At 53.9% G+C, this 20,260-nt stretch carries 22 protein-coding genes; 9 read left to right on the forward strand and 13 right to left on the reverse strand.

Going from position 1 to position 20,260, the window contains the following annotated elements; all coding sequences use genetic code 11:
• Nucleotides 1-25: 25 nt before the first annotated feature.
• The 8 genes from IM294_RS15510 to IM294_RS15545 all read right to left on the reverse strand — a co-directional run bounded on the left by IM294_RS15510 (nt 26) and on the right by IM294_RS15545 (nt 6,391).
• Nucleotides 26-265, reverse strand: coding sequence for a hypothetical protein (locus IM294_RS15510; RefSeq protein ID WP_041909397.1), 240 nt, complete (start codon nt 263-265; stop codon nt 26-28).
• The gene (locus IM294_RS15515) at nt 262-741 is read right to left on the reverse strand and encodes a DUF2778 domain-containing protein (RefSeq protein WP_047367833.1); all 480 of its coding nucleotides are present in this window, start codon (nt 739-741) and stop codon (nt 262-264) included. Before IM294_RS15515 ends, IM294_RS15510 begins: the two co-directional genes overlap by 4 nt.
• Nucleotides 738-1,229, reverse strand: coding sequence for an Hcp family type VI secretion system effector (locus IM294_RS15520; protein ID WP_126818456.1), 492 nt, complete (start codon nt 1,227-1,229; stop codon nt 738-740). Before IM294_RS15520 ends, IM294_RS15515 begins: the two co-directional genes overlap by 4 nt.
• Before the next feature lie 154 nt (nt 1,230-1,383).
• Nucleotides 1,384-2,100, reverse strand: coding sequence for an ABC transporter ATP-binding protein (locus IM294_RS15525; protein WP_126818457.1), 717 nt, complete (start codon nt 2,098-2,100; stop codon nt 1,384-1,386).
• On the reverse strand, nt 2,097-2,972 hold the full coding sequence (locus IM294_RS15530; RefSeq protein ID WP_126818458.1) for an ATP-binding cassette domain-containing protein: 876 nt from the start codon (nt 2,970-2,972) through the stop codon (nt 2,097-2,099). The genes IM294_RS15525 and IM294_RS15530 overlap by 4 nt, the downstream gene beginning before the upstream one ends.
• Nucleotides 2,969-4,243: a high-affinity branched-chain amino acid ABC transporter permease LivM gene (livM, locus tag IM294_RS15535; RefSeq protein WP_049001199.1), complete on the reverse strand. Its 1,275-nt coding sequence runs from the start codon at nt 4,241-4,243 to the stop codon at nt 2,969-2,971. Before livM ends, IM294_RS15530 begins: the two co-directional genes overlap by 4 nt.
• Nucleotides 4,244-4,254: 11 nt before the next feature.
• On the reverse strand, nt 4,255-5,169 hold the full coding sequence (locus IM294_RS15540) for a branched-chain amino acid ABC transporter permease (RefSeq protein WP_048959822.1): 915 nt from the start codon (nt 5,167-5,169) through the stop codon (nt 4,255-4,257).
• Nucleotides 5,170-5,269: 100 nt separating this feature from the next.
• Complete coding sequence (locus IM294_RS15545) at nt 5,270-6,391, reverse strand: branched-chain amino acid ABC transporter substrate-binding protein (RefSeq protein ID WP_028013667.1); 1,122 nt, start codon at nt 6,389-6,391, stop codon at nt 5,270-5,272.
• 415 nt (nt 6,392-6,806) lie between these two features.
• On the opposite strand from IM294_RS15545, the gene IM294_RS15550 reads away from it, so the two are divergent.
• On the forward strand, nt 6,807-7,475 hold the full coding sequence (locus IM294_RS15550; RefSeq protein WP_028013666.1) for a YecA family protein: 669 nt from the start codon (nt 6,807-6,809) through the stop codon (nt 7,473-7,475).
• Nucleotides 7,476-7,509: 34 nt separating this feature from the next.
• On the opposite strand, the gene tyrP is transcribed toward IM294_RS15550, so the two are convergent.
• From tyrP to yecR, 3 genes are all read right to left on the reverse strand, one after another.
• The gene (tyrP, locus tag IM294_RS15555; protein ID WP_041909407.1) at nt 7,510-8,721 is read right to left on the reverse strand and encodes a tyrosine transporter TyrP; all 1,212 of its coding nucleotides are present in this window, start codon (nt 8,719-8,721) and stop codon (nt 7,510-7,512) included.
• Nucleotides 8,722-8,966: 245 nt separating this feature from the next.
• Nucleotides 8,967-9,464 (reverse strand): non-heme ferritin, encoded by a 498-nt coding sequence (ftnA, locus tag IM294_RS15560; protein ID WP_028013664.1) that lies wholly within the window; start codon nt 9,462-9,464, stop codon nt 8,967-8,969.
• A 202-nt stretch (nt 9,465-9,666) separates the two neighbouring features.
• Complete coding sequence (gene yecR, locus IM294_RS15565) at nt 9,667-10,005, reverse strand: YecR family lipoprotein (RefSeq protein WP_041909409.1); 339 nt, start codon at nt 10,003-10,005, stop codon at nt 9,667-9,669.
• Nucleotides 10,006-10,259: 254 nt separating this feature from the next.
• On the opposite strand from yecR, the gene IM294_RS15570 reads away from it, so the two are divergent.
• The 3 genes from IM294_RS15570 to IM294_RS15580 all read left to right on the forward strand — a co-directional run bounded on the left by IM294_RS15570 (nt 10,260) and on the right by IM294_RS15580 (nt 11,462).
• A complete protein-coding gene (locus IM294_RS15570) occupies nt 10,260-10,898 on the forward strand; it encodes an RpiB/LacA/LacB family sugar-phosphate isomerase (protein ID WP_028013662.1) in 639 nt (212 codons plus the stop codon).
• Nucleotides 10,899-11,016: 118 nt separating this feature from the next.
• Nucleotides 11,017-11,100, forward strand: coding sequence for a stress response protein AzuC (gene azuC / locus IM294_RS15575; RefSeq protein ID WP_014884364.1), 84 nt, complete (start codon nt 11,017-11,019; stop codon nt 11,098-11,100).
• 110 nt (nt 11,101-11,210) lie between these two features.
• Entirely contained in the window at nt 11,211-11,462 is a 252-nt protein-coding gene (locus IM294_RS15580; protein ID WP_008500405.1) for a DUF2766 family protein, read from the forward strand.
• Between the two features lie 40 nt (nt 11,463-11,502).
• Here IM294_RS15580 and IM294_RS15585 read toward each other — a convergent pair whose 3' ends face one another.
• On the reverse strand, nt 11,503-12,846 hold the full coding sequence (locus IM294_RS15585; RefSeq protein WP_028013661.1) for an anaerobic C4-dicarboxylate transporter: 1,344 nt from the start codon (nt 12,844-12,846) through the stop codon (nt 11,503-11,505).
• A 163-nt stretch (nt 12,847-13,009) separates the two neighbouring features.
• Nucleotides 13,010-13,513 carry a non-heme ferritin-like protein gene (locus IM294_RS15590; protein ID WP_028013660.1) on the reverse strand — a complete coding sequence of 168 codons (504 nt, stop codon included), beginning with the start codon at nt 13,511-13,513 and terminating at the stop codon, nt 13,010-13,012.
• Nucleotides 13,514-14,300: 787 nt separating this feature from the next.
• Here IM294_RS15590 and araF point away from each other — a divergent pair.
• The 5 genes from araF (at nt 14,301) to otsA (ending at nt 20,250) form a co-directional block, all read left to right on the forward strand.
• Complete coding sequence (araF, locus tag IM294_RS15595) at nt 14,301-15,290, forward strand: arabinose ABC transporter substrate-binding protein AraF (protein WP_008500409.1); 990 nt, start codon at nt 14,301-14,303, stop codon at nt 15,288-15,290.
• A 71-nt stretch (nt 15,291-15,361) separates the two neighbouring features.
• Nucleotides 15,362-16,876, forward strand: a complete 1,515-nt coding sequence (araG, locus tag IM294_RS15600) for an L-arabinose ABC transporter ATP-binding protein AraG (RefSeq protein WP_126818459.1) — start codon at nt 15,362-15,364, stop codon at nt 16,874-16,876.
• Between the two features lie 14 nt (nt 16,877-16,890).
• Nucleotides 16,891-17,871, forward strand: coding sequence for an arabinose ABC transporter permease AraH (gene araH, locus IM294_RS15605; RefSeq protein WP_126818498.1), 981 nt, complete (start codon nt 16,891-16,893; stop codon nt 17,869-17,871).
• 176 nt (nt 17,872-18,047) lie between these two features.
• Nucleotides 18,048-18,851 (forward strand): trehalose-phosphatase, encoded by an 804-nt coding sequence (gene otsB / locus IM294_RS15610; RefSeq protein ID WP_028013657.1) that lies wholly within the window; start codon nt 18,048-18,050, stop codon nt 18,849-18,851.
• Complete coding sequence (otsA, locus tag IM294_RS15615; RefSeq protein WP_028013656.1) at nt 18,826-20,250, forward strand: alpha,alpha-trehalose-phosphate synthase; 1,425 nt, start codon at nt 18,826-18,828, stop codon at nt 20,248-20,250. The genes otsB and otsA overlap by 26 nt, the downstream gene beginning before the upstream one ends.
• Nucleotides 20,251-20,260 lie beyond the last annotated feature (10 nt).

A 20,260-nucleotide genomic window follows, 5' to 3' on the forward strand; every position in this document is an offset into this window, starting at 1 on the left:
GAGGCTAAGACTGAAGGCTCATAAATCACATTCTTTTTACTATTTTTCTTACTAACAAACCTGTAAGAATTGCCGGAAGCAATCCAAACAAAGAGGCGATATCGACTAACGTATCCTCCAGTTCTTCTATCCCGTATGTGCCGAAATGATCCATCATTGCATAAGCCCATTCGGCAGGTATCAAAATAAAAAGCCAGCGCGTGTATAAAAGAAAACTGATAAGACCGATTGCAAGGCTGAAGGTGATTTCTATAAAAGTCCTCATGTTACTGTTATTGTCCCGTAAGCTTTAAAGCTCGTGCAAGGTACTGGCATCATAGTTGTTTTCATAATAGCTTCGTACAAGTAATCAAAGTCACTCAGATGAAGAAGGGTTATACAGCCTTCGCTTAACCCTCTTGGTCCTATCGGATGGAGGCGGAAATGGCCACGCCGGACACCTTCAACAAATACTTGATCATCTATCTGCCAGTCATCTTTGTATAAGGCAAACCATTTTGAGCGATCGGTGCCATAAATATTTTTCAGGGCAAAATCACTAAGTCCTCCGAGCCTGCCTCCGCTCTGTCGGTTCACGATGAAGTAACGTCCAGGCGGGATCGGCCCGATTTCTGGTTTGCTTGCCATAGTCGGATTGTTTCTGCCATAGAGTTGGCCTGAGAATGCCGGAAAGTTTCCTACCCCCGGAACGGTAAGAATAGATGACGGTAAGCCATTCAATGCATAGCGCGCAATAATCATGCTGTAACCCGAATATTCCAGCCGTCAGTAAACTGGATATTCCCGTCACAGTGCTTCCATGTGATTCTCTCATAACGCAGTTCTATCGCCTGAAGGTGATTGTGTTTTTCCATTGAGGGATTTTTTACGTTATGCATTACAGGCGTTATCCCTACGATTTTCACATTTTCTAATAGCATATTGAAATACTCAACTTCCTGCCCTGCATCGTTGATACGGTACCATTTGATTTCAGCTGACTTTAGGGTCTGGCCAGTTGCTACAGCCCGGTAAAGGTAAGGAGAGGATGAATCAAACTCTTTTTCGATTGTTAGTGGGGAGTGGACGCGGGTACCGGTTAGTTTCCCCGTATTGCCATCGGTTGGAATGTGTAAACCATGGCCAAACGATAAAACCTCAATGCTACCTTCACGGTGCTGAACATCTACAGAACCTGTAATATTCGCCCCTCCATCATCTTTGAGCCATAAATATGCGGGTATAGCCATTCTGAACGCTCCTTTTCAGTGAGTTTGACGTTATTGTCAGAGACTAATAAAACAACAAATCCAGGCCCTTTCAAGGCATTGCGTGCTATACTTTTCGTGAATATCTCATTGTTATTTATATGAAAATAGTTCTAATGGTTCCTTAGGTATCAAATCACACCCCACCCAAATACGCCTTCCTCACCTCCTGATTTCCCAGCAGCTCCTCGCCGCTGCCGCTCAACCGGATCTGCCCGTTAACCATCACATATCCGCGGTCGGAAAGCTTCAACGCATGGTGCGCGTTCTGCTCCACCAGAAAAATGGTCATGCCGTTGCGGGCCAGCTCGCGCAGCGTCTGGAAGATCTGTTTCACCACTATCGGCGCTAAGCCCAGGCTCGGTTCATCCAGCAACAGCAGCCTGGGACGGCTCATCAGCGCCCGGGCGATCGCCAGCATCTGCTGTTCCCCGCCGGACATGGTCATCGCGCGCTGCTTGCGCCTCTCCTTGAGGCGAGGGAACAGGTCGAACATGGTTTGCATATCTTCAGCCGCAAACCGGTTGCCGATGGGGATGGTTCCCATCAGCAGGTTCTCTTCGACGGTCATATCCGGGAAGACACGCCGGCCTTCAGGCGCCTGCGCAATGCCGCCGGAGGCGACGTAGTGGGTGGATTGATGGCTGATGTCGTCACCACTGAACAGAATCTGCCCGCTCCGGATGCGCGGCTGGCCAAAGATAGACATCAGCAATGTCGATTTACCCGCGCCGTTCGCGCCAATCAGCGCCACGGTCTCACCTTTATTGACCTCCAGGGAGACCTGCTTCAGCGCCTGAATGGCACCGTAGAACACATCCACCTCGCGAAATGCCAGCAGCGGTTCGGTCATAGGGACACCTCGCTTTCGTCCGTACCCAGGTAGGCAGCAATCACTTTTTCATCATGCTGGATCTGTTCGGGTTTCCCTCTGGCAATAACATCGCCGTGGTCGAGCACGATAATGTCGTCCGAAATCTCCATCACCATCCCCATATCATGCTCAATGAGTAAGACCGTGATGTCATGACGATCGCGCAGGAAACGAATAATGCTGCTCAGCTTATGCGTTTCGACCGGGTTAAGCCCGGCGGCGGGCTCATCCAGACAGATCATCTCGGGCCCGGTACACATTGCCCGCGCGATCTCCAGACGCCGCTGCTGCCCGTACGACATCTCTCCCGCCAGGCGATTGGCGCACTCCACCAGGTCCACCACCTCCAGCCAGTAGAAGGCCCTGTCCAGGGCATCGCTTTCCGCCCGCCGATATGCCGGCGTGTTTAAGATCCCGGCGAGCAGATTGCGGTTAACGCGCATATGCTGCGCGACCAGCAGGTTTTCCACGACAGACATCTCGCGAAAAAGGCGGATGTTCTGAAAGGTGCGCGCCAGCCCGGCGCGGTTTACCAGGTGCGTTCCGCCAAACATTTTGTAGAACAGGCGCTGCCCGAACTGCGCGGGGTTAATCCAGTCGCCCGGCTGGAATTTTTGTCCGAGGACCTGAATAACGTTGGTCGTTTTAGTGCGGGTAGAAAATAAAATATTGCCGCCGGAGGCCTTATAGAAACCCGTCAGGCAGTTAAACACGGTTGTTTTTCCCGCTCCGTTTGGCCCGATAAGGGCGGTAATGGAGCTGCGCTGCACGTCCAGATTAACGTCGTTAAGCGCCTTAATCCCACCGAAGTGCATCATCAAATGTTCCACGCGCAATATCGTCCCGTTCATGGCGCCACGCCCTTACGCACGGCAAACCCGCTGCGGTTAATGCGGATCAGGCCGCGTGGACGCCAGATCATCATCACCACCATCAGCATGCCAAACAGCAGGACGCGGTACTCCGCAAAACTGCGCAGCAGCTCCGGCGTTACCGTCAGCACGAAGGCGGCCAGCACCACGCCAAGGGTAGAGCCCATGCCGCCCAGCACCACGATGGCGAGGATCAGCGCGGATTCAAAGAAGGTAAAGGAGGTCGGATTCACAAACCCCTGATAGGTTGCGAAGAACACCCCAGCAATCCCCGCGGTCGACGCGCCCAGCGTAAAGGCGGAGAGCTTCACCAGGACGTGATTCAACCCCATCGAGCGGCAGGCAATTTCGTCTTCTCGCAGGGCTTCCCACGCCCGGCCAATCGGCATCCGCGTCAGGCGGTGTTTGACGTAGAGCACCAGCATCACAACCAGAAACAGTACCGCGTAGATAAAAATAAACTTCATGTTCGGGTTGTAGGTCAGATGGAAAAACTCGTGAAAAGGCACGCCGCCTTCTTTCGCGCGTCGTCCAAATTCCAGGCCGAAAAAGGTGGGGGGAGGGGCTGACACGCCGTTTGGCCCCCCCGTGAAGGTCAGCCAGTTGTTCAGGATCAGGCGAATGATCTCCCCGAACCCGAGGGTGACGATCGCCAGATAGTCGCCGTGCATGCGCAGTACCGGAAAGCCGAGCAGGGCACCGGCGGCGGCGGCCATGATTGCCGCTAGCGGCAGCATGCTCCAGAAGCCTAACCCCAGATACTGATACCCCAGCGCCAGACCGTACGCGCCAATCGCGTAGAAGGCGACGTACCCCAGGTCCAGCAGGCCGGCCAGCCCCACGACGATGTTCAGCCCCAGACCGAGAAGCACGTAGATCAGCCCGAGAATGGCGACGGTCAGCACATACTTGGTGGCGACAAACGGGAAGCAAACCGCAAGCGCAATCACCAGAGGAATAATCCAGCGCATGCGGCTTTTGTAGTCCGGAGACCTAACATAGACGCCCGCGTTATCGGCTTCGAAGCGCGCCTGGAAACGAGCGCCCGCGGCGGTACCCAAAAAAGCGCTCAAGAGAAAACGCCCCAGCATTACAATGCCGACCATCCAGGCCAGCCGTTGTCCGGCAAAGTTAAAGCTGTACCCGTCCAGCACCACGCCAGCAATCGGGCCGAAGATAATCAGCGCAATCAGCCCGGAAAAAATCGCGTCCAGAACGCAGCGCTTTAGAGAAAAACCGTGCGATGTCATCATTCTCTTCCTCACACTTTGGCCACAACCGGGCGCCCGAGCAGACCCTGGGGCCGGAAAATCAGGATCATGACCAGCAGGCCAAACGAGAAGACATCTTTATAGTCCGAGTTCACCATGCCCGAGAACTGGGCTTCTGCGACGCCAAGGATTAGGCCACCGAGCATGGCGCCGGGCAGGGAACCGATACCGCCGAGCACCGCCGCCGTAAAGGCCTTAATGCCAATCACAAACCCGACGTAGAAATCAAAGGTGCCGTAATTCATGGTGATGAGTACGCCCGCCAGGCCGGCCATCGCCGCGCCGATAACAAAGACCAGGGAGATAATCCGGTCGGTGTTGATCCCCAGAATAGAGGCCATTTTGCGATCCTGCTGTACCGCGCGGCACATCCGCCCCAGCCGGGTATGGTTGATTATCCACGTAAGCAACAGCATGCCGGCAAACGAGGCGAGCAGAATAAACACTTTGGTGTAGGTTATCTGCACGAACCCGTCGCCAAGATGCAGTCGAATCACGCCGTCGAGCATGGTCGGCACCCCTTGCTGGCGCGGGCCCTGGCTCAGCTGGGCGTAGTTTTGCAGGATAAGCGACATCCCGATGGCGGAGATAAGCGGCGCCAGGCGCGTGGAGTTGCGCAGCGGCCTGTAGGCGATACGCTCGATAGTCCAGCCGTACACGCCAGTTACCGCGATGGTGAATACCAGCGTACCCAGAATCAGCAGGGGGAAGGACTCAAGTCCGAAGAAAGAGAGCAGCGCCAGACCAATGGCGCAGAGATAGGCGGAAATCATATACACTTCGCCGTGGGCGAAATTGATCATCCCGATAATGCCGTACACCATGGTGTAGCCGATGGCGATCAGGCCGTAGACGGAGCCCAGCGTTAAGCCATTGACTAACTGCTGCAGGAAGAATGTACTCATCTTAGCGCGCTCGTTTTATAGGCTGCGCGAGGCGCGCAGCCTGATGTTTATTACGCGCCGGCGGGGCAAGCCCGCCGACGTTGAGCGTGACTCCGTCCCGTTACTGCACTTCCTTATATTTTCCCTTGTCGTCCCACTGGTAAACCACGTAGTCAGACACTTTCAGGTCGCCTTTGCTGTCCCAGGCTTTTTTGCCCATCACCGTGTCGACGGAATTGGCTTTCAGCCACTCGCTGGCTTTCGCGGAATCCTTGCCGCCGGTGGCCTTGAAGGCTGCGGCAATGGCCTGTACGGAGGCATAGGAGTAGAGGGTATAACCTTCCGGCTCGAATTTACCGGCGCGGAATTTGTCGATAACCGCTTTACCGTCCGGGATCAGGCGCGGATCTTTACCAAAGGTCATGTAAATGCCGTTGGTATATTGCGGGCCGCCCGCTGCCGTCACCATCTCTTCGTTGACAATGCAGTCGCCGGAGAAGAATTTCGCCTGCACCCCCTGTTCACGCATCTGGCGAACCAGCGGGCCAGCTTCCGGGTGACAGCCACCGAAGAACACCACGTCCGGTTTTTGCGCGCCGATCTTCGTCACCAGCGCGTTAAAGTCTTTTTCACCGCGGGATAAACCTTCATACATCACATCCTTGACCCCGCGCTTCGCCAGCGCCGCTTTGGTGGCGTCTGCCAGCCCTTGTCCATAGGTGTCTTTATCGTGAATGATGACCACGCGTTTGGCTTTTAGCTTGTCGATGATGAAGTCGCTGGCGACCTGACCCTGCTGGTCGTCGCGGCCGCACATGCGGAACATGTCGCTCATGCCGCGTTCGGTGATCTGCGGGTTAGTTGAGCCGGGAGTAATAGCGATGATGCCCGCGTCGCTATACACCTCGGAGGCGGGCATGGTGGAAGAGGAGCAGAAATGGCCGACCACGGCGTTGACCTTATCCTGGTCGACTAAGCGGTTGGCGACGGCCACCGCCTGCTTAGGCTCGCAGGCGTCATCCCCCTGAACCAGTTTGATCTTCTCACCGTTAATACCGCCTGCGGCGTTAATGTCTTCGGCGGCCTGCGTTGCGCCGTGCCAGTACTGATCGCCGTAGGTGGCATTAGGGCCCGTGAACGGTCCGGCGACACCGATCACGATATCTGCCCGGGCGGAAAATGCCGTTACCAGACAACCGGCCAGCACAAGAGAAACAGGCGTTTTGATAAATTTCAGCGACATTATTATGTTCCTTAGCAAAGAGGTTTTTGCACCACGGCGTAAGCCTGAACGCCCAGGGCGCAGCCAATCCAAAAACACGAGCAAGAACAAAATGCACTAAACGAACGGCATCCTGCGTGATACGGCGAGGTTTCCATGCGCAGCGTCGCGCGAAGAACAGCAAGCAAAAACGTTGCCAGAATGGTTAACCCCTTGACGAGGTTATGACATGTTTGAGTATAGAGCGTCGCTTTATCCCGCCCTGAGCCAGGAGAAGAATTTACAGCGGAGATCACACATCGTTAACAATAAAGCCCATAAGTTGTGCAACGGTCACGATTTGCACACTTTTGCAGCAATAAAGACCTAAACTTCAGCCAGGGCAGGCGTGCGATCTGTGGTAGGATCCTTTCCTTTTTTATCAGGAGTGTCCGCGATGACGGAAGGTCCATTAAATGAAAGCGAAATGGCGTGGCTGGAAGAGACATTAATGTCTTACGGTCATGACGATGCGTCCGTGATTGACGTGTCCGAACTGGACGGCATGCTTACTGCAGTGCTTTCCGGCCCTGTTGTCGTTGAGCCAGATGCCTGGCTGGTGGCGGTGTGGGGCGGGGAGAAGTACATCCCGCGCTGGAAAAACGATCGCGAGATGAACCGTTTTATCGATCTCTGCTTTAAGCATATGAACGACATTGCCGAGCGCCTGAGTGAATATCCGGATCAGTTTGAGCCGCTGTTCGGCTATAACGACGTTGACGGTGAGAGTTACACCGTGGTCGAAGAGTGGTGCTATGGCTATATGCGTGGCGTGGCGCTGACGGACTGGTCAGCCTTGCCGGAAGCCCTGAAGGCCGATCTCGACGTGATTGCCCTGCACGGAACGGAAGAGAACAGCGAGAAGCTGGATGAACTGTCCGAAGAGGAGTATATCGCCAGCATCGAGAGCATCCAGCCTGCGGCCCTGCGCTTATACAACTACTGGGTGGAGAACCCGCAGCAGCCGGAAGCGAAGAAGCCTGTCGTGAACGGCACGAAAGTGGGGCGTAACGATCCGTGTCCTTGCGGCAGCGGGAAGAAGTTTAAGAGCTGCTGCCTGCACTGATAAAAAAAGGGGCTGATGATAGCCCCTTTTATCTTTAACCCACTTCCGGCAGCATCCCGGCGGCAATCAACACCTGCACCAGAATAATCATTACCCCGCAGCCAAACACAACGCACAGCAGCGGTTTTCCTCCCGCGACGCGATATCCTTGCTGAGGATGCTGCTGACGGCTTTTCCACGCCAGCAGGGAAGGGAGCAGCAGGGCCAGGACAGAGAGCGCCACCCCCGCGTAGCCCAGCGCCATCACAAACCCGCGAGGGTAAAACAGCGCAAACGCCAGCGGCGGCAGGAAGGTAATGGCTCCGGTCTGTAACCGCCCGGCGGCAGTATTGCGACGCTGGAACAGGTCGGCCAGGTAATCGAACAGGCCGAGCGCTACGCCCAGGAACGAGGTCGCGAGCGCCAGGTCGGCAAACAGGTGAACCGCCAGCTCCACGTGCGGCGAGGTGACCACCTCGCGCAGCGACAACAGAAAACCGTTCAGGCCAGCGTGCTGCGCCATCAGCCCGACGAAGGTTGAAGAGTCAATGCTACCCAGCGTCACCAGCTGCCAGAAAATGTAGGCGATCAGCGGAATGGCGCTGCCGATAACAAACACACGACGCAGCTTGCGGACATCACCGTTCATATAGCTGACGATGCTCGGCACGCTGCCGTGGAAGCCAAACGAGGTGAAAATGACCGGGATGGCGGAAAGCGCCAGCCCTTGCTCCAGCGGCAGCGTCAGCAGGTTCACCTTGTGCACGTGTGGTGCCAGCAGCGCCAGCATGACAACCAGAAACAGAATTTTGGCGCTGAACAGAAAACGGTTAAAGAGATCGACCAGCGATGTGCCCACGCAGACCACGCCGCCGCCAATAAGCGCAAAGAAGATAGCCCCCGTTGCAGGGGTAATGTCAGAGCCAAACCAGTCGTTGACGCTGGAGGCGATTAGCTCCCCGGCACCGCTGATATACGCGGCCGTGAGGGCATACATCAGGAACATCATGCTAAAGCCGGTGATCCACTGGCCGTAGCGTCCCAGGTAGCGCGCCGCCAGCGAACCCAGCCCGGTATCGGCGGGCACATGCTGGTAAACCTCAAGCAGCAGCAGTGCGGTATAGCACATTAATGCCCAGAGCGTGCCAAGCAGCAGCAGGGTCATCCCAAATCCCACTCCCGCGGCAGCCAGAGGCATTGCCAGCATTCCTGCGCCAATCGTCGTTCCGGCGACGATAAAAATACTTCCCAGGGTTCTGTTCTTCACGCTTTCCTCTACAACGACGCTTAACCGCAACAAAATCTGCGGCGCAGAGTAAGGCAAAAGCGGTAATTCGTCAAACCACCGTTACAAGACGTGTAATGAAAGGTTTACGTACTGCGCTACTGCCCATCCTGAGTGGCGCGACGGTCAGGCGTGACGTAAATAAGGCGTACGGGGAATAAAATGCGTGTTTTAATGCACGGGAAAGGTAAATTAACGCGGCGCCGGAAACCGGCACCGCGCTGATATTAATTCTGCGTATCGAGAGTCGACAGTTCTTTATCAATAAAGTAAAGTCCTTCGCCGGATTTACCTACCAGGGATAATTTATCCAGCACGGATTTAAACAGCTTCTCTTCTTCGTGTTGTTCCGCAACGTACCACTGCAGGAAATTAAAGGTTGGATAATCCTGGCCGATCATTGCCGCATGAACCAGTTCGTTAATTTTCTGGGTGATCAGTTGTTCGTGCTCGTAGGTGGCGCGGAACAGTTCGTCGAGAGAATTATATTCAGCAAAAGGCGATGCCACGTTCTCGATGCGCGGCAGGCTGCCCGTATCGGTCAGATAATCAAACAGGCGCTGCATGTGGGTCATCTCTTCCTGGGCGTGACGACGCAGAAACGCGGCCGCACCTTCAAAGCTGTGATAGCTGCACCAGGCGCTCATCTGCTGGTAGAGAAGGGATGAATAGAGCTCAAGGTTCATTTGTGCATTGAGCTTGTCGATCATTTCAGTTTTCAGCATGGTGGCGCTCCGGATTATTATTACGGGTTCATAATGAGCGACACTATAATTTGTTATTTAATTATTTGCAAAACGTAAAATTAAATATTTGTTCGTTTAAAATACGAATGGGAATAAAACGCATTGGCGATATTTATTTTATTAATGCGAATTATTTTTGTTCTTAGTTAAATAAAGCGCCAGCAAACGCTGGCAGCTTTGATTAATACCAGGGATTATTTGCCTTAGGGTTAACGGCATACCCCATGCACTTATACTGGATAGTAACGCTCTCGTTCAGGCATAAAGAGCCGCTTGTCAGGGTACAGGTTTTGACCGGTTGCCCGTAGGCAGAGGCGGTGGCATAGCCCATGTTCTGACAGGCTTTTACCGCGGTACCGTTATTAACATATTCATCGGACCAGGCGTTTTGCAGCACGGCCTGGCCATAGTCGAGGCGGACAATGCCGTTCGGCGCGTCGAGGCTGCTGATTTCCGCCTGGCGTTTAACGCTGCATCCCGCGAGCAGCAGGACTGTAGCGGCTACGATGGCTCTTTTCATGGTTCGCTCTGAGTGGATGGAAATACGTTATCGTACCCGCAGATGCCCGCTGCAATGCCAGGAATAGCCGGACGATCTACCCTCACTCTTTGCAACGGACGACGTAGATCCTCCCCTTCACAAAATTGTGAGCGTGCATTGGATTTTTAAAACTCCATTTCATTTACTTTGAAAGTCTGTTTATTTGATGCCAGAATGAACGGGAACAGGTATCCATGGCGGGGAGCGCCCGCAGCGCATTCTGGAGAGACACGATGAAAATTGCACTGATGATGGAAAACAGCCAGGCGGCTAAAAACCCAGTCATATTAAAAGAGCTGAAAACGGTAGCCGATGAAAAAGGGTTCCCGGTTTACAACGTGGGTATGAGCGACGAAAACGATCATCACCTGACCTACATCCACCTGGGTATTATGGCGAGCATTTTGCTGAATGCGAAAGCGGTGGATTTTGTGGTCACCGGCTGCGGCACCGGGCAGGGGGCGCTGATGTCGTTAAACATCCACCCTGGCGTGATTTGCGGCTACTGCATCGATCCCGCAGACGCGTTTCTCTTCGCGCAAATCAATAACGGCAATGCGCTCTCTCTGCCTTTTGCCAAAGGGTTTGGCTGGGGAGCGGAGCTAAACGTTCGCTTTATCTTTGAAAAGGCGTTTACCGGCCGAAAAGGGGAAGGTTATCCTCCAGAGCGTAAAGAGCCGCAGGTGCGTAACGCCGGTATTCTGAACCAGGTAAAAGCGGCCGTGGTAAAAGATAACTATCTTGACTCGCTGCGCGCCATCGATCCTGAGCTGGTGAAGACCGCTGTTTCCGGCCCGCGTTTCCAGCAGTGCTTCTTTGAAAATTGCCAGGATAAGGCGATCGAGGATTTTGTTCGCAGTATCGTGGGTTAATGCGCACTGCGCAGTTTAAATTGTGATATGTGTCACAAAAATATTGATTTTTGTGACGATGGTCATATTATAGGCACATTGACAATAAAGTTGTATAACAAGTTAATGGAGCATCACAATGAAACTGCGCAAAATCCTGAAAAGTATGTGGGCCAATTACTGCCGCACTTTTAAAGACGTGCCGCCTGGCGCCATGTTCTGATAAAAAAAAACCTGCTTCGGCGGGTTTTTTTGTGTCCTGCGGCAATGAAGGGCAGATGTCACGGGCCACGTTTTGATACTATGGCGGCCTTTGAATAAGGAGAAACCCCCATGTCACAAAACCTGAGCGCCGATCAGGAACTGGTCTCTGACGTTGTCGCCTGTCAGCTGGTTATCAAGCAAATTCTTGATGTTCTGGACGTTATTGCACCGGTTGAAGTGCGCGAGAAGATGTCCACGCAGCTGAAAAACATCGATTTTGCCAGCCATCCCGCGGCTGCCGACCCGGTGACGCTTCGCGCGATCCAGAAAGCCATCGCGCTGATTGAACTGCGCTTTACGCCGCAGGGCGAGTCTCATTAAAACGCGAACGGGCGACCGCGTGTGTCGCCCGTTGAAAACGTTAAAAGAAGGTCTGGACCAGCAGGTAGCTCGCCGCGCAGGCGCAGCTCACGCCAATTAGCCCGGGCAGAATAAAGCTGTGGTTAATGATGAATTTGCCGATGCGGGTTGTTCCCGAGCGGTCAAAGCCGATGCAGGCTAAATCACTCGGGTAGGTCGGCAGAACAAAATAGCCGTAGGACGCCGGGAAGAAGGCGATCAGCATTTTTGGATCGATGCCCAACATCAATCCCATCGGCGCCACGGCCGTCAGGGCCGCCGCCTGGCTGTTTACCAGCTTCGACACCAGGAAAAGCACGATGGCATACGTCCACGGATGGCTTTTCACCACCCCTTCCAGTGCCAGCTTTAACTCATCGAGATGCGCCTGGAAAAAGGTATCGCTCATCCACGCCACCCCGAACACCGAGAAGATCGCCACCATACCGGCCTTGAATACCGCACCGTTTGAGATGGCTGAGGCATTGACCTTGCAGGCCATCAGCATCACGGCACCGGCGATGAGCATCATCATCTGAATGACGAGGTTCATCGACAGGGCCGTCATTTTACCTTTCAACTCGAAGGCCGGGCGCAGTTCGGGGAAAGCCCCGAGCAGGACTACCACCGCAATACCGGCAAAGAAAATCCATGTCGACCAGTAGGCCTGCTTCGGAAAACGCTGGTTCATTAACGTCTCCGTGCCGCCATAGATAAACTCGCGCTGTTTGGGATCTTTCAGTTTCTCCTGAAACTCCCCGTCATCAGCTAAATCTTTCCCCCGACGTAAACTCCACAGGGCCGCGATCGCGACGCCGAAAAGCGAAGCGGGAACCGATACGGCGAGGATTTCCAGGATCCCCCACGCGTGCCCAATCCCATGCTGTGCGGCCAGGATGGAGACCAGCGACACAACGGCGACGGAAACCGGAGACGCGGTGATCGCCATCTGGGATGCCACCGATGCCACCGCCATTGGGCGTTCCGGGCGGATCCCTTTTTTCAGGGCGATATCCGCAATGATGGGGAACATGGTGTAGACCACGTGCCCGGTGCCGCACAGAAAGGTCAGCATCCAGGTGGTAAAAGGGGCGAGAAGCGTGATGTGCTGCGGGTGTTTGCGCAGCAGGCGTTCAGCAAACTGCATCATGACGTTGAGGCCACCCGCGGTCTGCAGGGTAGCGGCACAGCCTATCACCGCGAGAATGGTTAACATGACGTCAACCGGAGGCTTGCCGGGCTGGAGCCCAAAGACAAAACACAAAATAAAAAGGCCAATACCGCTGATTAACCCAAGCCCCATGCCGCCGAAACGTGTTCCCGTCAGCAGGCAGAGGAGAATGACAACAAACTCAATGGTGATCATGCTTTTCCCTCGTCAATGATTATGTAATTAAATAAATCATTACATTTTGTAAGGTTAATCATTGAGAGCGAGATCTGATTTGTTAAATTTCAGCAAAAGCAGAGGGTTGGGGAGATAAGAAGGAACCTGCCTCCCTGAACCAGGGCCAAGGCAGGTTAAACGCTTAGTGGTGCTGCACCGTCACAAGATCGAGCAGGTGGCGGTCGGCTTGCTCCGGGCGTAAACCGGCCTGGCGCGCATTGTGGATCTCATCCGCCAGCGTTTTCAGCAGCATACCGTCCTGCTGCTGTTCTTTATCCATATCGCGTAAAAATTTAAGAGTGATGATGTCATGCTGTGCTCTGGCTTCATCGGCCAGCTTGTTGAGCGTCGTACAGCGCTGCTCATGCTCTTCCAGCGTTTTCTGGAACAGTTCTTCCAGAGAAGAGTAATTTTCATTGATCCCATCAAGGGCTTTAACAACCGGGTTAGCCCCCGCGGCCTTCAGGAAGTTAAAGACGCGCATCATATGGGTGACGTTGCTTTGTGCCTGTGAACGAAAGAACGTGGCAGAGCCCGTGAGACTTTTTTCAGAACACCATGCACTTAAGTGAAGGTGCAGGTTCGAGGCGTAGAACTCAAGGTTCATCTGCGCGTTAAGTTTTTGCATCATCGTTTGGGTAGCCATACTCATATCCTTATAGACTGTGGGACGTGATGTCCGCTGCTTAACCTGACAGCCAGGCAAATACGAAGAAAAACAGAATTGCAATTTTTGCAGTGACTAAAATCGATCGAAAATTCACTTCCTGTGTTCGATATAAATAAGCATACCTTTGTCTTATGATTAAGAAAACTCTTAATTGGGCTGTGTTTACCATACATTACAAAGTTTAATATAGTACAAAAATACAAATATATAGCTACCAAATGAAATTTTATTAACCTGTTGATATTAAAGGCTAAGTGTCTTTCGATGGATACTGATTTACTTTCGTGAACATTTAGCCGGAATAATGCTCTGTAAGAAAAATAAATACAGATTATTCATTTCAAATATATGATGCGTTGCTGAATTTGCGCTAAGTCAATTTTAGCGGAATAACGCCTTTTCATGACGCGTTCGTTTTTTTGATAAAAAGCATGGATCCCCGTCAGGGGAGAGCTGCAGCGACATCCGCCGTAAGGCATCAGGGATTTCTTAGCTAATCTTATGGATAATTCTGCTTATCCTGCTTTCATTTGTCAGACAATTCCTGCCTTTTTTATGTCATTTTTCGCTGAATTTATGTACGCAATTACTGTAATTCTGCGGTGTGATGGGGCTCTCTTATGGATGATTAATTTCCCGCTAAAACTATCACCAGCAATAACGCTTATGACGAGGTAAGCGCTAATGCCTTGTTTTAAGTCCGATTAAATAAGAAGCACGCAAATCTTCCCTACAGAAAAGAATGCTAAAGCTGGAGTTTACCATGCACAAATTTACTAAAGCGCTGGCGGCCATCGGTCTGGCTGCCGTTATGTCACAATCCGCTATCGCTGAGAATTTAAAACTCGGTTTTTTGGTAAAACAGCCGGAAGAACCCTGGTTCCAGACCGAATGGAAATTCGCTGATAAAGCCGGAAAAGATTTAGGTTTTGAAGTGATTAAAATCGCCGTGCCGGACGGTGAAAAAACCCTGAACGCCATCGACAGCCTGGCGGCCAGCGGCGCGAAAGGCTTTGTTATCTGCACTCCGGATCCAAAACTCGGATCGGCAATTGCGGCGAAAGCCCGCGGTTACGACATGAAGGTTATTGCGGTTGACGATCAGTTCGTTAACGCCAAAGGCAAACCGATGGACAGCGTTCCGCTGGTCATGATGGCGGCGACCAAAATCGGTGAACGTCAGGGGCAGGAGCTTTATAAAGAGATGCAGAAACGCGGCTGGGATGTGAAAGAGACCGCCGTCATGGCCATCACCGCAGACGAGCTGGACACGGCGCGACGTCGTACGACCGGATCAATGGACGCGCTGAAAGCGGCTGGCTTCCCTGAAAAACAGATCTATAAAGTGCCAACCAAATCTAACGACATCCCGGGCGCCTTTGACGCGGCGAACTCTATGCTGGTCCAGCACCCGGAAGTGAAGCACTGGCTGGTGGTCGGCATGAACGACAACACCGTGCTGGGCGGCGTGCGCGCGACGGAAGGTCAGGGCTTCAAGGCGCCTGACGTTATCGGGATCGGCATCAACGGCGTGGATGCGGTGAGCGAGCTGTCCAAAGCTCAGGCCACCGGCTTCTACGGCTCTCTGCTGCCAAGCCCGGACGTTCACGGCTACAAATCCAGCGAAATGCTCTACAACTGGGTAACCAAAGGGGCTGAACCGCCGAAATTTACCGAAGTGACCGACGTGGTGCTGATTACCCGCGACAACTTCAAAGAGGAACTGGCGAAAAAGGGACTGGGCGGTAAGTAATACGCTGTGATTGTGCCCCTTACTCGCCGTAGGGGGCCAGACGTACACACTACAGGAATCACGGAGTCGTTATGCAACAGTCTAATCCGTATCTCTCTTTTCGCGGCATCGGGAAAACGTTTCCCGGTGTTAACGCGCTGACCGATATCAGCTTCGACTGCTATGCCGGCCAGGTTCATGCCCTGATGGGGGAAAACGGAGCGGGGAAATCCACGCTGCTAAAAATCCTCAGCGGCAACTACGCGCCAACAACCGGCACGTTGGCCATTCGCGGTGAAGAGGTGGCCTTTGCCGATACCACGGCGGCGCTCAACGCCGGTGTCGCCATTATCTATCAGGAACTGCACCTCATCCCTGAGATGACCGTGGCCGAAAACATCTATTTAGGCCAGCTTCCGCACAAAAGCGGCGTGGTGAATCGTTCGCTACTTAATTATGAAGCGGGGCTGCAGCTTAAGCATCTTGGTCTGGACGTCGATCCCCAGACCCCGTTGAAATACCTCTCCATCGGCCAGTGGCAGATGGTTGAAATTGCCAAGGCGCTGGCGCGTAACGCCAGGGTTATTGCCTTTGATGAACCTACCAGTTCGCTTTCCGCGCGTGAAATCGAAAACCTGTTCCGCGTGATCCGCGAGCTGCGGCAGGAAGGCCGCACCATTTTGTACGTGTCGCACCGCATGGAGGAGATATTTGCCCTGAGCGATGCCATCACCGTATTTAAGGATGGGCGCTATGTGCGCACCTTTACCGATATGCAGCAGGTTAACCATGACCAGCTTGTTCAGGCGATGGTCGGGCGCGATCTGGGCGATATCTATCACTGGAAACCACGCGAGTACGGCCCCGAGCGCCTGCGTCTGGACAACGTCAAAGCGCCGGGCGTGCGAACGCCGGTTTCGTTATCCGTACGCAGCGGTGAGATCGTCGGTCTGTTTGGCCTTGTTGGGGCGGGGCGCAGCGAGCTGATGAAAGGGCTGTTCGGCGGTACACGCATTACCACAGGGCAGGTCTCCATTGACGGCGAGCAGGTGGATATCCAGAAACCCGCTCACGCCATCAGGGCCGGGATGATGCTCTGCCCGGAAGACCGCAAGGCGGAGGGGATCATTCCGGTGCATTCGGTGCGCGACAACATCAACATTTCCGCCCGGCGTAAATTTATCCGCGCGGGTTGCCTGATTAACGACGGCTGGGAGTCGAGCAACGCCGACCATCATATTCGCTCGCTGAATATCAAAACGCCGGGACCGGAACAGCTGATTATGAATCTGTCAGGAGGAAACCAGCAGAAGGCCATTTTAGGCCGCTGGCTGTCGGAGGATATGAAGGTCATTTTGCTGGACGAGCCGACGCGCGGTATCGATGTGGGCGCAAAACACGAGATTTACAACGTGATATATGAACTGGCAAAACGCGGCGTGGCGGTGCTGTTCGCCTCCAGCGATCTGCCTGAGGTGCTTGGCGTTGCTGACCGCATTGTAGTGATGCGCGAAGGCGAAATCGCCGGTGAATTACTTCATGAACAGGCGAATGAACAACAGGCGTTGAACCTCGCCATGCCTAAAGTCAGCCAGGCTGTCGCCTGAGTAAGGAGTTAATGATGTCCTCTGTTACTACATCCGGAGCGCCGAAGTCGGCTTTTAGTTTTGGACGTATCTGGGATCAGTACGGCATGCTGGTGGTCTTTGCCGCACTCTTCATCGCCTGTGCAATCTTCGTCCCTAATTTTGCCACCTTCATTAATATGAAAGGGCTGGGACTGGCGATTTCCATGTCCGGCATGGTGGCCTGCGGCATGCTCTTCTGTCTGGCCTCCGGTGATTTCGACCTGTCGGTGGCCTCGGTTATCGCCTGCGCGGGCGTCACCACGGCGGTGGTGATCAACATGACGGAAAGCCTGTGGATTGGCGTTTTTGCCGGTCTGTTGCTCGGCGTGATCAGCGGTCTGGTGAACGGTTTTGTTATCGCACGCCTGAAGATTAATGCCCTGATTACCACGCTTGCAACGATGCAGATAGTCCGCGGTCTGGCCTATATCATCTCCGACGGTAAAGCGGTAGGGATTGAAGACGAGCGCTTCTTTACGCTGGGCTACGCCAACTGGCTGGGCCTGCCTGCGCCTATCTGGCTCACCGTGGCCTGCCTGATCCTGTTCGGCTTCCTGCTGAACCGCACCACCTTTGGCCGTAATACGCTGGCGATCGGCGGCAATGAAGAAGCGGCCCGTCTGGCAGGGGTGCCGGTTGTACGCACCAAGATTATTATCTTCGTGCTCTCCGGGCTGGTCTCCGCCGCGGCGGGGATTATTCTGGCGTCGCGTATGACCAGCGGCCAGCCAATGACGTCTATCGGTTATGAGCTGATCGTCATCTCGGCGTGCGTTTTAGGGGGCGTTTCCCTCAAGGGAGGCATCGGAAAAATCTCATATGTGGTGGCCGGTATCCTGATTTTGGGCACGGTGGAAAACGCCATGAACCTGTTGAATATTTCGCCGTTCTCTCAGTACGTCGTGCGCGGCCTGATCCTGCTGGCAGCCGTGATTTTCGACCGTTACAAGCAAAAAGCGAAGCGTACCGCGTAACCCCAGCGCTGACTTTTTATTGCTCAACTAATAACCATAGTTGACCTCTGAACCGCCTCGCCAGTTTTGCTGGCGGGGCGGTTGTCAAATGGCGAGGCCCATCACACTGTCTATACTTACATGGCTATGAAAGAGGTAAAGGCGTTTACCTCTCGTAAACCGTAAGGAGGATTAGGGTGGCTGACTTGTTAACCGCACCGCCTGTACTGCCCGGAAAATATGCTTTCTTTTTTGACCTCGACGGGACGCTCGCCGGGATCCAGCCGCATCCTGACGACGTGGTCGTACCGGATACGGTGCTAGAGAATTTGCAGCAGCTCTCTCGACTGAACGAGGGCGCATTGGCATTGATTTCAGGGCGCTCAATGGCCGAGCTGGACGTGCTCGCCAGTCCTTACCACTTTCCGCTGGCCGGTGTACACGGAGCGGAGCGCCGCGATATCCATGATCAACTGCATGTTGTATCACTCCCCGATACCTTAATTCAGGCGTTACATACTGAACTCTCCTCGGCGCTGGCGTCGCTCCCGGGCACGGAACTGGAAGCGAAAGGCATGGCGTTCGCCTTGCACTATCGGCAGGCTCCGCATCACGAAGCGGCGATCTTTGCGATTGCCCGCAGCGTGGCCGATGCACATCCGCAGCTCGCGCTGCAGCCGGGGAAGTGCGTCGTTGAGATAAAACCTGAGGGCATCAATAAGGGGGCCGCTATTGCGGCGTTTATGGCGGAACCGCCATTTAAGGGACGTACACCGGTATTTTTTGGCGATGACCTGACCGATGAGGCCGGTTTTCGCGTGGTGAAACAGGCCGGAGGGATCGCCGTCAAGGTAGGGCCTGGTGACACTGTCGCTGAATGGCGTCTGGCGAATGTCGAGGCCGTCTGGCAGTGGATTTCTGATATCGCTAACCAGCAACAACAACAAATAGCGCAAAACAAAGGGGGAAACCATTATGGGTCGCTTAGTCGTCGTCTCTAACCGAATTGCACCGCCTGATGATAAAAAAGCCAGTGCAGGTGGCCTGGCGGTAGGGGTATTAGGTGCCTTAAAAGCTGCTGGCGGGCTGTGGTTTGGCTGGAGCGGTGAAATCAATGAACAAGAGAAACCGCTTAAAAAGGTGACGCGCGGGAACATTACGTGGGCATCATTTGCGCTCAAAGAGAAAGACTATGACGAGTATTACTCGCAGTTCTCCAACGCGGTCCTGTGGCCTGCGTTTCACTATCGTCTTGACCTGGTGAAATTCCAGCGTGAATCCTTCGAGGGCTACTCGCGGGTGAACGCGCTGCTGGCGGATAAACTGCTGCCTTTAATAGAGGAAGACGATATTTTATGGATCCACGATTATCATCTGCTCCCCTTCGCCAGAGAGCTGCGTAAAAGGGGAGTCAATAACCGGATTGGCTTCTTCCTGCACATTCCGTTCCCGACGCCGGAAATTTTCACCGCGCTGCCGCCGCATGAAGAACTGCTGGAGGCGCTGTGTGATTATGACCTGCTGGGCTTCCAGACCGAAAATGACCGTCTCGCGTTCCTGGACTCCGTGTCAGGCAAAACGCGCCTGGTAACCAACGGCGGCAAAACCCATACGGCGTGGGGCAAAACCTTCCATACCGAGGTCTATCCGATTGGTATTGAACCCGACGAAATTGCGGAACAGGCCTCGGGCCCGCTGCCGCCGAAGCTGGCCCAGCTTAAGAATGAACTCAAGCACGTGAAGAATATCTTCTCGGTAGAGCGTCTGGATTATTCCAAAGGGTTGCCGGAACGCTTCCTGGCGTATGAAACGCTGCTGGATAAATACCCTCAGCACCACGGTAAAATCCGCTATACCCAGATCGCGCCAACGTCGCGCGGGGAAGTGCAGGCCTATCAGGATATTCGTCATCAGCTGGAGACAGAAGCGGGGCGCATCAACGGGCGCTACGGCCAGCTGGGCTGGACGCCGCTCTTTTATCTGAATCAGCATTTTGACCGTAAGATCCTGATGAAGGTTTTCCGCTACGCCGACGTTGGCCTGGTTACGCCGCTGCGCGACGGGATGAACCTGGTGGCAAAAGAGTACGTGGCGGCTCAGGACCCGGCGGATCCGGGCGTGCTGGTGCTTTCCCAGTTTGCAGGGGCAGCGAACGAACTGACCTCAGCGCTGCTCGTTAACCCTTACGATCGGGATGATGTGGCAAATGCCCTCAACCGCGCGCTGACCATGCCGCTGACGGAGCGAATTTCCCGCCATGCCGAAATGATGGAGACGATCCGGAATAACGATATAAATCACTGGCAGGCGCGTTTTATTCAGGATCTACGCGAAATAGCCCCGCAAAGTCACGAAGGCGATCTGCAAAAAAAGATCGCGACCTTCCCTAAACTCGCCTGATATTCCTCTG

The organism is Enterobacter cloacae complex sp. P43RS, assembly GCF_014930585.1.
GTDB lineage: Bacteria > Pseudomonadota > Gammaproteobacteria > Enterobacterales > Enterobacteriaceae > Enterobacter > Enterobacter bugandensis.